A 13,584-nucleotide genomic window follows, 5' to 3' on the forward strand; every position below is an offset into this window, starting at 1 on the left:
TGTTTATGCGCAAATTCATCGCTTGCCTCCTGCTCATGTCATTCGTCGGTTGCAGCGCTTCTGTACTGGCGAAAGAAGAAAATCCCTTCATCACCTCCAGTGACATTGATCTGATCAAATTGTTGCCGCCGCCGCCGGCCGACGACTCGCTCCAGACCAAGGCTGAACTGAGCGAAATTCTCGCCCTGCAAGCTTCGCGCACACCGGAAATGGTGTTGCGCTCCCAAGCGGATTCAACAGAAAATATCTGGCGTTTCGCCGATGTGATGGGTGTCAGGTTCAAACGGGAACAGCTGCCGGTATTCGAGAAATTCTTCGAGCGCGTGGAGGCATCGGAAGGCGCCGTGGTCGACCCATACAAGGATATCTGGAAGCGTCCGCGCCCGTACCTGTACAGCAACCAGGTCAAGCCGGTGGTCAAGCTGTCCCATTCCGGCGCCTATCCCTCGGGGCACGCCACCGGTGGCACGCTGATGGGTATCGTACTGGCCAACATGGTGCCGGAGAAGCGCGCCGAAATCATGGCGCGTGCTGCCGAATATGCCAACAACCGCATCATAGGCGGCGTGCACTATCGTTCCGATATCGAAGCAGGACGGATTACCGGCACTGTCATCGCCGCCAGGTTGCAGACACGCGACGATTTCAACATGTCCTTCGAAGCTGCCAGGAAAGAGTTGCGTAATGTGCTGGAACTGGATCCGGCGGGAAGCAAATAAACCTTAACGGAACAAGAGTATTCGGTAGAGGAAACGGCGATAGCGCCGTTTCCTCTACCAGGGCATCACGTCACGCCCGTGCAGCCATTGCAATGCAATCCAGCTCAGTCATTAGCAACCAGCGTCACGCCGCTGAATGTCGCATAGGAATTGAGCAACAGGTAATAAGTGCCTGCTTTTGGACTGCGGAAGGTGATGGTCTCGGAAGTTGTATTGCCATCGGAGACTTTTTGATACGAGCTGGTGGTCGGTGCGGTACCGAAGCTTGCATAGATATCGCAATCGCCGCTGCCGCCGGAAGTCTTGAACGTCAGGCTGCTGCGACCGGCAGGAACCACGATGGTGTAGACCTTGCTGGAGCCGGCAGGAAGTGCAAGGCCGGTAACAGCCACGCCGCTTGTCAGGACATTGCCTGGTGGCGGTGGTGGCGGAGTAGTGCCGCCGGAGCCGATCACCGAGGCGAAGTTAGCGACATTCAGGCTGCCGTAGCCGCTGGCATAGTCCCATCCAGCCTTGGCGGCGTAACCTTGGTTACCCGAAGTGATGTCGTGGAACATGCTTGGGTTGGCAGCGGCTTTTTGATAGATCGCTGCGGCAGGGAACGCCAGGCTGTTGTTATTTTGCGACTGGACACGGGCCCAGAAACCTGTGAACAAAGGCGCCGCCAGGCTGGTGCCGCCGATTTGGTTCTGGGAGCCATTGATCAGCACCAGAGCGCCGCTCGATGGATCGGCATCCAGCGAGATGTCCGGAACGCCGCGTTTGGTCGACGTACCGAGCACGCCTGCGCTGACTTGCCAACTAGGTGCCGACTCGGTAGTGCTAGGACCGCCGCCGGCGCCGCCGTTTGCGCTTTGCTGGCAGCTTTGCCAATCCGAGCATGACCATACGGATTCCGACGACCACGCATTATTCGAGCCGGTATTCACCTGTGTGCCGCCAACCGCGATCACGTACGGCGAGACCGCAGGATAGCTTTGGGATGTGGCGCTGGTATCGCACTCATAGGCGCCGGAGTCACCCGACGACACCGAGAACGTTTGGCCCTGGGCCACGGCAGACTGGAAGATCTGGTCGTTGCTGGCGGTGATGCCCGACGATTGCGCGTCGGTTTCGCATTCACCCAGGGAGACGTTGATGGCCTGCGCCTTGTTGTCGGTCACTACCCGGTTGTAGGCCGAAGTCAGATCGGCGTCGCTCAGGGTGTTGGCTGCGTACAGGATCATTTGCTTGATCGTGCCGCCTGCCGCCGCCAGCGAGCTTTGCGTATCCATGTTCCATTCATCGATACCGGAAGTATCGCTGCTGGCGCCATTGATCACCACGGTGGAGACATTGGTCTGCGGATAACCGGCGTTGGACGTGAAGGTGTTCAGATCCGCAATGGTCTGCGTCAGGTCGCCCTGGGCGATGATGCCGATGGTGGCGTTGCTTGCGCTAGGCAGGCTCGCTGCATTGTAAATGGTCGGGAAATCCGTAGGATTGTGACCGGTAACCGACAGTACCTTGGCGTCGGTTGTGACATTCGCTTTCTTCAGCATGGTGTGATGCAGATGCACCGTTTGCAGACCATGCACCGCCAGCACGACGTCGCCTAGTGCTTGTGGCACGGAAGCATCGCTGATGTTGGCGTAAGCGCCGCGGCCGTTTACGCTATAGGTATGCAGTTCGGTATTGAATGCCGATTTCACCGAGCCTGCCGAGCCGTTGGCGCTGATCAGCAGATGGTTGGCGGAAACGGTGATGTTGGTAAAGCCGGTCCGGGTCAAGTGGTCGACCACGGCCTGGACCTGTGCCTTGGTAGGCGCATACTGGCGCAGGAAGTCGTCGCTGGACAACGTCTTGTGCGAGCGTCCTGCCATCAGGTCGGCGGTCAGCTGATCCAGTTGCGCTTTATTGCGCAGCTTCAGCGCCACCACCACGTGGGTCAGGGCGCCGGCCTGCATGGCCGAGACATGCGTCACGGCGGTTCGCGCCGTGCTTGCGACAGCGGTTGCCTTGGTCGCGGTAGGCGCCCAGGTTTGCGCATGAGCGGTTGTGGCGAACGCAGCCAGCGTCATCGCCGCGAGCGCCAGCATTTTAAAGTTGGATCTGAATGTCATTACTTTACTCCGGTTTTTTAGGGATAAAGTGATCCTGCCGACGGTGGTCGGCGGAATCTGCTCAGTGGATGCATTCCCATGAAATGTAAGGCTCTCAAGGGAAGTCGCAATTTCCCGTAACGCCGATGTCGCCTGGCGCTACGGAGAAATGCCTTGTTGCCCGTCTCCGCAGGAACAGCGGAAACGGCGCAGCCGCCCGGCGGCAGATAAGCAGCTGCCTGGCGTGTTGAAAACATCAACGAAAACTTCGACGGCGTGCGCTCGTCTGTTTTACGAGGCGCGCTTGCTAAGGCTCCGGGCTGGACAAACTGGCCAATCTATCCGGTCACTGAGCGTGCATCACATGACACGATGCGGGTGATGAGGCGAATGCTGAAGCCGTCAACTCGGCGGCGATAAAAACGAGGTGAAGCAGGGCAGGCATGCGGAATCGTCGGCTAACGACACCGGGAAAAGCGAAGCGGCTGATCTGTATCTGGCGCAAGGCATATTGCATTCCTCTTGAGGATTTACAGTGGCAACCGGTTCTCTTTCAACGCACACAGCTTGAGAAAAAGCAGCCCTTATGCAGCATGTTTAAAAAATGATTAAGGCTTGTCAGGAATTTAGAGTAAAGCAAATATTTCTATGTGGCAATGTAAGTTACTATTTTATTTTGTAACAGAGAACAGACAGATCTGTTTAGTTTTTGAATGTCAAATAAAACTGTTTTTTGAATGTAAAACCAGATTGGCGACGGACGGTAGGCGGCAACAATCGCGCCACGTCACACATTCGGTAAATGGCTGGACCTCTGCGCGTGTCAAGCTTCAGCGATGCAGCCCATGATCGTGGGATATTTTGTATACTCATGCGATCAGTTGCAACGCAACCCATCCCATCCATTCCAGAAGAGGCCTTCATGCAAGCAGTACAAGCCAGATCGCGCCTGCACTGGCTGCCGTTTATCGTCGCCGCCACGTTTTTCATGGAGTACCTGGACACCACCATCATTGCGACAGCCTTGCCGCAGATGGCGCACGACTTCCATGTCGGCCCGAATGAATTGAGCCTGGGCATGACCGCGTACATGCTGACGCTGGCGGTGTTCATTCCCGTCAGCGGCTGGGTCGCCGACCGCGTCGGTTCGCGCACGGTGTTCGCCACGGCGATCGTTATCTTTACCTTGGCATCGGTATTGTGCGGTTTGTCCGGCAGTGTGTTCGAGTTCACCGCGGCGCGTATCCTGCAGGGGATGGGCGGTGCGATGATGGTGCCGGTAGGGCGTTTGATCGTGGTGCGCAACACCAGCAAGGATAAACTGATGCAGGCGATTTCGACCATCACCTGGCCGGCTATCGTGGCGCCGGTGGTCGGTCCTTCGATCGGCGGCTTTATCACCACCTACGCCTCCTGGCACTGGATATTTCTGATGAATGTGCCGTTCGGCATAGCGGCGTTGAGCGCGGTGCTCGCCATCGTGCCGAATGAACGCGGCGGCAACCGGCGGCCGCTCGACATGCTCGGCTTCGTTCTCAGCGGCGCCGCGCTGACCTCCTTGTTGTACGGTACCGAGCTGGCCAGCCACATGGAAGCCAATCTGGCCGTCGCACTGGATTTTGTGGCGGCCGGCATCGTGCTTGGCGTGATTGCTTATCGCCATGCGCTGGGACGCGAGCATCCCTTGCTCGATTTTTCGACGCTGAAGGTGCCGACGTTTTCGGTCACCGTCATCACCGGTTCGGTCACCCGCATCGGAATTGAAGCCGTGCCTTATCTGCTGCCGCTACTATTCCAGATCGGTTTCGGCCTGTCGGCGTTCCGTTCGGGCTTGCTGTTGCTAGCCAGTGCGCTAGGCAACCTGGGTATGAAAATGTTCACCACGCGCATCATCAGACGCTACGGCTTCCGCCGCGTCGCCATCACCAATGTCACGATTGCCGCACTGTTCGTGCTGGCTTGCAGTTTGTTGACGCCGGCGACGCCGCTGGCATGGATATTGATCACCTTGTTCGTCTACGGCCTGGCGCGTTCATTGCAGTTTTCGACGCTGGCCACACTGGCCTACGCCGATATCGGCGATGCGCAAAAAAGCGCCGCCAGCACCTTGTGGAGCGTGGCGCAACAGATGACGATCGGCATGGGGATTGCATTCGGTGCGCTGGCGCTGCGGATTGCGGCCTATTTTCGCGGCGCCGACTCGGTCGCCCCGGAAGCGCATTTCGTCCTGGCTGATTTTCATTGGGCCTTTGTGATGGCTGCGGTGCTGACGCTGACGACGGTGCTCGGCTATCGCGGCCTGGCGGCGAATGCCGGCAGCAATCTTGGGGGGGGGTGCGCGCCAGGCTGGCGAGGCGGCAGGCGGCAGGTGAAATTGCCATGCAATGGCGTGAGCTGAAATCAATGCTGGAGCTGTCGATCGTTCTTGACGCATCTGAGACTACCCAAGCCGCCGCCTTGCCTCGCAGGCATTCGCTTGCTGGTTAATGCGCGACGCTAACAGGCCCTGATGGAATTGTTGCGCGGGCAAAAATCCAGACCTGGCGCAGGCATTCAATTGGTTGTAATTTTACAACTAACCTTATAATGTAAAGTGCAAAAAATTACTCTGGTGACATCAAAATAAGGTATTCTCGCTGAGCCGTATTTCATGTTTTTCAGTCAGAGGATCCCATGCGACAAGCCATCGAGCGGAAAAAAACAAGCAACAGCGCCGTGCAGTTTCCGGGGCTGTTTTTTTTCGCCGTCAAGCCCCTGAGGGCTGCCGGCAAACTCGGGTGGATACCGGCCTTGCTTAGCGCTTTGCTGCTTAGCCAGATGGCGTATGCCGCCGGCAGCGTCAGCAGTTTTTCTCCGCAAGGCGACATCACCCAGGTGCGCCAGGTGCGCGTCAATTTCTCCGAAGCCGCAGTCAAATTCGGCGATCCGAAGGCGCCGATGCCGTTCGATATCAATTGCGCGGAAGCCGGCAGCGGGCGCTGGGCCGATGAACGCAACTGGATCTATGATTTCGTGCGTGACCTGGGGCCGGGCACGCGTTGCAGCTTCACGTTGAAACCGGGCTTCAAATTATTGTCGGGCGCGGCGGTATCCGGCAAGACGGCGTTCCAGTTCAATACCGGCGGACCGGCCGTCATCGATTCGATGCCGTCAGGAGACCGCATCGATGAAGAGCAGATATTCATCCTGATTCAAAACGGCGCTGCCACCAGCGACAGCATCCTGCAGCATGTCTATTGCGAAGCCGAAGGCGTCCATGAGCGGATTCCGGTCAAGATGATCGACGGCGCGGTGCGCAAGGACCTGCTCGATCACTTCGCCAAGAAAATCAATCCCGAGCGCGTCAGTACTTTGCAGTGCCAGCAGCGTTTGCCCAACGACGGCGACGTCCAGCTGACCTGGGACAAGGGCGTAATGACGCCGTCCGGTATCGCCACGCGCCAGCCGCAAGTGTTCAAGTTCAAGGTGCGGCCGACGTTTACCGCCAGTTTCAGCTGCGAGCGTGAGAACGCCAATGCCGCTTGCGCGCCGATTTTGCCGGCGCGCATGTTGTTTACCTCCCCGGTGTCGCGCAAACTGGCGGAAAACGTTACTCTGAGCGGCGCCAACGGCAAACTGAAGCCGTTCTTTGAAAAGACCGATACCGACGATACGGTGACGCAGATCACTTTCAATCCGCCTTTCGCCGAAAAGTCGGAACTGAGCATCGAATTGCCGCGCGACTTCCAGGACGAAAGCGGCCGGCCCTTGTCGAATGCAGCGGCGTTCCCGATGAAAACCCGCATGGCGGATTATCCGCCGCTGGCGAAATTCCTCTCTGCGCCGTTCGGCATCATCGAACTCAACGCCGACGCCACGTTGCCGGTGACCCTGCGCAGCGTCGAGGCGAACATGATTGCGCGCAGCGCCGATGGCAAAATCCATCCCGGCAATGTCAGCAACCTGAAAGTGACTGATGACCAGAGCATCATCGCCTGGCTGACCAAGCTCAACCGTTATCACGAGAACACGATCACCATCAACAAGCAGCCGGTCGAAACCCGTAGCATCGGCATCCTGGCCAAGCAGGCCGGGGTCAAGACCCTGGCGCTGCCGCAGTCGCCGGAAACCAAGGATGGCATCCGGCCGTTCGAAGTGATCGGGATTCCGCTCAAGGACCCGGGCTTCTATGTGGTTGAACTGGAATCGCAAAAACTAGGCGCCGCCTTGCTGGGCAAAGCCGCGCCGATGTTTGTGCGCACCAGCGCGCTGGTAACCAACCTCTCGGTGCATGTCAAGATCGGTCGCCAAAATGGTGCGGTGTGGGTCACCACGCTGGATAACGCCAAGCCGGTGAGCGATGCCGACGTGCGGATTTCCGATTGCCGTGGCACCGAACTGTGGCGCGGCAAGACCGATAAAACCGGGATCGCCATGGTGCCGGAATTCCCGGAAGACGTTTGCCGCAACGGCGAGCAGTCTGAATCGGGGCAAATCTCAGGACTGTTTGTCAGCGCCCGCAAGACCGATGAAAAAGGCCTGCCCGATATGGCTTTTGCGTTGACTTCCTGGAACAATGGCATCGAATCCTGGCGCTTCAATTTACCGACCGATACCGACAAGGCCTCTACTGTGCGCGCTCACACAGTGTTTGATCGCACCTTGTTCCGCGCCGGCGAGACGGTGTCAATGAAGCATGTAATCCGTACCGAAACCATGCAAGGTTTCGGCTTGCTGGCGAAAGACAAGCTGCCGACCAGGGTCCGTATCATCCATCAGGGCAGCGGCCAGGAATATCAGTTTGCGCTGACCTGGCGCGGCCAGAAAAATGCCGAAACCGTGTTCCAGATTCCGAAGGAAGCCAAACTCGGCAGCTATGAAGTGACGTTGGATAGCGGTGCGGTAAAGAGTGTGGTCGACAACAGCAATGCCAATGCCGACGGCGACAGTAACAACGACAGCGCTGATCAAGATGGCGACAACGGCGGTCGCCACAGTTATAGCACCGGCGGTTTCCGGGTTGAAGAGTTCCGCTTGCCCCTGTTGCAAGGCCGGATCACGCCACCGAAAAGCCTGATCGCACCGAAGGACGTGCCGCTGGACGTACAGCTGAACTATCTGAATGGCGGCGGCGCTTCCGGCCAGTCGGTGCATGTCACCAGCCTGTTGCGCAGCAAAGGCGTCAGTTTTTCTGCTTACGACGGCTATTCATTTTCGGCCGCCAAGAACGATGAAGACAACGCCGACGACGACCAGAAAATCGTTGCCGATAAATTGCCGGTGACGCTGGACAAGAACGGCGGCGGCAAGACCGTAGTCAAGGATTTGCCAGCCATCACGGCGCCCAAGGAACTGCTGACGGAAATGACTTTTGCCGACCCGAACGGCGAAATCCAGACGGTATCGAGCGTGACGCCGATATGGCCGGCGGCGGTGGTAGTCGGCCTGAAAGCCGGGGAGTGGGTTTCGGTCAAGAAAAAGCTGACTTTGACCGCAGTCGCGCTGAATGCCGCAGGCCAGCCGCAAAGCGGCGTGTCGATCGATATCAGCGGTTCCTCCAAGCGCACCAACTCGCATCGCAAGCGCATGGTGGGGGGCTTCTACGCCTACGAAAACACCACTACCGGCAGCGACCTCGGTTCGCTTTGTTCCGGCAAGACGGACGCCCGCGGCTTGATGATCTGCACCGTGGAACTGTCGGAGCCGGGCAACATCGAACTGACCGCCAAGGGCAAGGACGATAGCGGCAAGGTCTCGCTGGCCACTAGTTCGGTATGGGTCACCAAGCAAGGCGAACTGTGGTTCGATGGCGAAAACCAGGACCGCATCGATATCCTGCCGGAGAAGAAAAATTATCAGTCGGGCGACACCGCCAAATTCCAGGTGCGCATGCCGTTCCGCTACGCCACTGTGCTGGTCGCGGTGGAGCGCGAAGGCGTGATCGAAACCCAGGTGCTGCAGCTGAACGGCCAGGATCCTACCTTCAGCCTGCCGGTCAAGGCCGGCTATGCGCCAAACGTTTTTGTCTCGGTGCTGGCGGTGCGCGGCCGCATGCGCGACGTGCCATGGTATTCCTTCTTTACCTGGGGCTGGAAAGAGCCCTTGAACTGGTGGAATGAATTCAAGGAATACCAGGCCCCAAGCGCGACCGTCGATCTGGCCAAGCCGGCCTACAAGTTCGGCATCGCTGAAATCTCGGTCGGCGCCGCTGCTAATCAACTGGCGGTGACGGTCAAGGCCGATCAGCCTAGTTATGCGATCCGCACCACGGCCAAGGTGAATATCCAGGTCAACCTGCCGAACGGCAAACCGGCCGCAGGCGCTGAAATCGCACTGGCCGCAGTGGATGAAGCCTTGCTGGAACTGGAGCCCAACAAGAGCTGGGATTTGCTGCAGGCGATGCTGCAACGTCGCAGCTATGGCGTAGAAACCTCGACCGCGCAGATGCAGGTGGTCGGCAAGCGCCATTACGGCCGCAAGGCGATCCCGGCCGGCGGCGGCGGCGGCAAATCGCCGACGCGTGAACTGTTCGATACCTTGTTGCTGTGGAAGCCGGCCATCGTGCTGGACGCCAATGGCCGGGCGCAGGTCGACGTGCCTTTGAACGATGCGCTGACCAGCTTCAAGATAGTGGCGGTGGCGCAAAGCGGCGACAGCCTGTTCGGCACCGGCGCGGTCAGCATCCGTTCGACCCAGGATTTACAGTTGATCTCCGGCCTGCCGCCGCTGGTGCGCGAAGGCGATGATTTCAGCGCCATGGTTACGGTACGCAACACCACCACGCGCGCGATGCAAGTCAACGCCACGGCCCAGGCCGTTGGCTTGGTAGCGCCATTGCCGGCCAAGGATGTCACCATCCCGGCCGGCGAGTCGCGTGAGCTGGTATGGGCGGTGACGGTACCGCAGGATGCGCCGCAACTGGTGTGGGAAATCAACGCCCAGGAACAAGGCGGTCCCAAGGTCAAGGATGCCATCAAGTTCACCCAGCGGGTGGTGCCGGCGGTGCCGGTGACGGTGCAGCAGGCGACTTTGTTCCAGCTCGACAAGCCATTCAGCATGTCGGTGGCGCCGCCGGCTGACGGCTTGCCAGGACGTGGCGGCTTGGCGGTGTCGTTGTCGCCTTCGCTGGCTGGCAACAGCGAGGGATTGCGCCGCTACTTTGTCAACTATCCGTTCTCCTGCCTGGAGCAAAAAACTTCGCGCGCGATCGGCTTGCGCGATGATGTGGCATGGCAAAAGGTAGCAAACGACCTGCCGACCTATCTCGACAGCGACGGCCTGGCTTACTACTATCCGCCGAACGAAAGCAACGCGCGGCGTGGCAGCGATACCTTGACTGCGTATCTGCTGGCAGTCACGCAAGAGTCCGGTTTTGCGATTCCGCAGCAAAGCCGCGACAAGATGCTGGATGGCCTGGCCGCTTTTGTCGAAGGCAAGATCACGCGCGATTTCTGGTCGCCAAAGAAGGACTTGGATGTGCGCAAGCTGGCTGCGCTGGAAGCGTTGTCGCGTTATGACCGGGTAAGGCCGGCGATGCTGGATTCGATCCAGCTCTCGCCCAACCTGTGGCCGACTTCCGCGGTGCTGGACTGGATCAACATCCTGCAACGCGTCTCCAGTATTCCGGAGCGCGCCAAACGCCTGGCCGAAGCCGACCAGATCATCCGCGCCCGTCTGAATTACCAAGGCACGCGCATGGGCTTCTCGAACGAAGCCGACGATTTCTGGTGGTGGCTGATGGCCAGCGCCGATGTCAATGCGAATCGCCTGGTGCTGACCATGCTGGATAATCCGGCCTGGAAGGAAGACATGCCGAAGCTGATCAACGGCGCCATCCAGCGGCAGTTGCGCGGTCATTGGCTTACCACCACAGCCAATGTGTGGGGCAGCCTGGCCATGCAAAAATTCAGCCGGAAATTCGAAGCGGAAAAAGTCGCCGGCGTGACCAAGGTCTCGCTGGAGCAGGGCGCTGCTGTGATTGACAACCAAAGCTTCAACTGGCCGACGACCAACGAAGGCGGCAAGCTGCAACTGCCATGGCCGGCAACTACGGCTCCGGCAGACCTGAAGCTGAACCACGCCGGCAGCGGCGCACCCTGGATTACCGTGCAAAGCCTGGCGGCGGTGAGTTTGAAGAAGCCGTTCTCAAGCGGTTACCGGATCACCAAGAACATCGTCCCGGTCGAGCAAAAGGAAAAAGGCAAATACACCCGCGGCGATATTTTCCGGGTCGATCTGGAGATCGATGCGCAGACCGACATGACCTGGGTCGTGGCCACCGATCCGATCCCGGCCGGCGCCACGTTGCTGGGCTCGGGCCTGGGCCGCGATTCGGCGATCGCCACCACCGGCGAGCGGCCGAGCGGCGGCGCCTGGCTGGCGTATGAAGAGCGCAGCTTCGAGGCGTTCCGCAGTTACTACGAATACGTGCCTAAGGGAAAATTCACCATGACCTATACCTTCCGTCTGAATAATCCCGGCGATTTCAGCTTGCCGCCAACCCGGGTGGAAGCGATGTATGCGCCGGAAATGTTTGGCGAGATGCCGAATCCGAAATGGACGGTGAAGTGAGTTTGATTCAAAACGGGATTCCTGGCGATTGCAGCAAGAACGCGATCTTGCCGGAGAATCCGGTTTGCCTGCGGCACATTAAACGTTGGTCGCTGGCGGCAGTGATGCTGCTGGCGTTCTGCGCCGGCCCTGCGCATGCGTTGCAAGAATTCGTCGATGTGCAGCAAGAGTTCCGTTCCTCCGAAGCCAGTCTGTACGACCGCAAAGGTCAGTTGCTGCAAGAGATCCGCTTGAATCCACATGAACGCCGTTTGTCCTGGGTGGCGTTGGAGGATGTCTCGCCAGCCTTGCGCAGCGCCTTGGTAGCCTCGGAAGACAGGCGCTTCTACCAGCACAGCGGCGTCGATTGGAATGCAGTGGCTGCAGCGGCCTGGGGCAATCTGTGGAACAGCCGGACCCGCGGCGCCTCGACCATCACCATGCAGCTGGCCGGTTTGCTGGATGACGATCTGCGACGCCGCACTTCGCCGCGTTCGTTCAGCCAGAAACTGTCGCAGGTGATGGTGGCGCAGCTGTTGGAGCACAACTGGCGCAAGGACCAGATCCTGGAAGCTTATCTGAACCTGGTCAGTTTTCGCGGCGAGCTGGTTGGCATACATGCCTTGTCGCGGGTCTTGTTCGGCAAACATCCGAGCGGCCTGAGCCAGCGCGAGGCGGCGATAGCCGTGGCCCTGATCCGCGGCCCGAATGCAACCCCGGCACGGGTTACCGAACGCGCCTGCCGCATCCTGCAAGAGCAGCACTCCAGCCGGGAATGCAAAGACTTGGAAAGCTTTACCCTGCTGGCCCTGGCGCGCACCGGATCGAATTCCGAAGTCATCGTGACCACCACTGCGCCCCAGCTGGCGCCGCACCTGGCCCGCAAACTGTTGCGTACGCCAGGGCAATCGCTACGCTCGACGCTGGACGCCGGCGTCCAGCGCTTCGCCACGGACGCCTTGCAGCGGCAACTGGCGGCGCTGACCGACCGCAACATCCAGGATGGCGCCATCATCGCCATCGACAACGCCAGCGGCGACGTGCTGGCATGGGTCGGCTCCAGCGCCACGTTTTCCAACGCCGCCGATGTCGACGGCGTGGTGGCACTGCGCCAGGCCGGGTCGACCTTGAAACCCTTCCTGTATGAACTGGCGATTGAGAAAAAATGGATGACGGCGGCGTCGCTATTGAACGACGCCGCGATCAACCTGCCGACCGCCAGCGGCCTGTATATCCCGCAAAACTACGACAAGCAGTTCAAAGGTCTGGTCAGCGTGCGCACGGCGCTGGGCTCATCGCTCAACATACCCGCGGTGCGCACCCTGGTGACAGTGACGCCGACCGCATTTTTCGAACGCCTGCAACGGCTCGGTTTCCAGTTGCGCGAATCAGGCGATTACTACGGCTACAGCCTGGCGCTGGGCAGCGCCGATGTCAGCCTGCTGGCGCTCACCAATGCCTATCGCGCGCTGGCCAATCAAGGGCGTTACAGCGGCGTACGGACAACGCTCAACGACCCGCCGGTAACCATGAGCAAGGCGATGGACCCTGGCGCCACCTTCATCATCGGCGACATCCTCTCCGACCGCAGCGCCCGCAGCCGCACCTTCGGCCTTGAAAACGCGCTCTCGACGCGGGTCTGGAGCGCGGTCAAGACCGGCACCTCGAAAGACATGCGCGACAACTGGGCGGTCGGCTATTCCGACCGCTACACCGTCGGCGTCTGGGTCGGCAACGCCTCTGGCCTGCCGATGTGGGACGTCTCCGGCGTCACCGGCGCGGCGCCGATCTGGCAAGAAGTCATGCAATACCTGCACACCCGCGACCAGCTACGGCAACAGATTCCACAAAAACCGGACGGCGTCATCGAACAGGCGATCAGTTACGAAGACAAGGCCGAAGCGCCGCGCCAGGAGTATTTTTTGGCGGGAACCGAACAGACACTGATCCGCACCGCCAAATCCGACGATATCGGCATTGCGATACGCTACCCGACACCCGGCATGCTGGTGGCGCTGGACCCGGATATTCCGCCGGAGCGGCAGCGCATACGTTTTGAGGCAGGAGGTGTTTCCAGCGGCTTGTGGCGGCTTGATGGCAAACTTTTGGGCCCGGTCGCGCAGGCCAAAGCCGGCAAGAAAAAGAACGGCCGGCTGGTGCCTGCGCAAAGCCAGCAGCTGGCGATGGACTGGATGCCCTGGCCGGGGAGGCATGTGCTGGAATTGTTGGATGGCAAACAGGCGGTGCTTGATCAG

At 59.5% G+C, this 13,584-nt stretch carries 5 protein-coding genes; 4 read left to right on the forward strand and 1 reads right to left on the reverse strand.

The window, feature by feature from the left end; genetic code table 11:
• Window positions 1–5: 5 nt before the first annotated feature.
• Window positions 6–719, forward strand: coding sequence for a phosphatase PAP2 family protein (locus ABI171_RS05850; protein WP_348091671.1), 714 nt, complete (start codon window positions 6–8; stop codon window positions 717–719).
• A 104-nt stretch (window positions 720–823) separates the two neighbouring features.
• Here ABI171_RS05850 and ABI171_RS05855 read toward each other — a convergent pair whose 3' ends face one another.
• Window positions 824–2,821: a protease pro-enzyme activation domain-containing protein gene (locus tag ABI171_RS05855; RefSeq protein ID WP_348091672.1), complete on the reverse strand. Its 1,998-nt coding sequence runs from the start codon at window positions 2,819–2,821 to the stop codon at window positions 824–826.
• Between the two features lie 901 nt (window positions 2,822–3,722).
• On the opposite strand from ABI171_RS05855, the gene ABI171_RS05860 reads away from it, so the two are divergent.
• The 3 genes from ABI171_RS05860 to pbpC form a co-directional block, all read left to right on the forward strand.
• Window positions 3,723–5,198, forward strand: coding sequence for a DHA2 family efflux MFS transporter permease subunit (locus ABI171_RS05860; protein WP_348091673.1), 1,476 nt, complete (start codon window positions 3,723–3,725; stop codon window positions 5,196–5,198).
• Window positions 5,199–5,473: 275 nt separating this feature from the next.
• Window positions 5,474–11,350, forward strand: a complete 5,877-nt coding sequence (locus ABI171_RS05865) for an MG2 domain-containing protein (protein ID WP_348091674.1) — start codon at window positions 5,474–5,476, stop codon at window positions 11,348–11,350.
• A 104-nt stretch (window positions 11,351–11,454) separates the two neighbouring features.
• Window positions 11,455–13,584, forward strand: a 2,130-nt coding sequence (pbpC, locus tag ABI171_RS05870; protein ID WP_348091682.1) for a penicillin-binding protein 1C, incomplete at its 3' end; no start/stop codon positions are given.

Origin of the sequence: Collimonas sp. (assembly GCF_039923675.1) — a bacterium.
In the GTDB taxonomy this organism is placed as follows: Bacteria; Pseudomonadota; Gammaproteobacteria; order Burkholderiales; family Burkholderiaceae_D; genus Collimonas.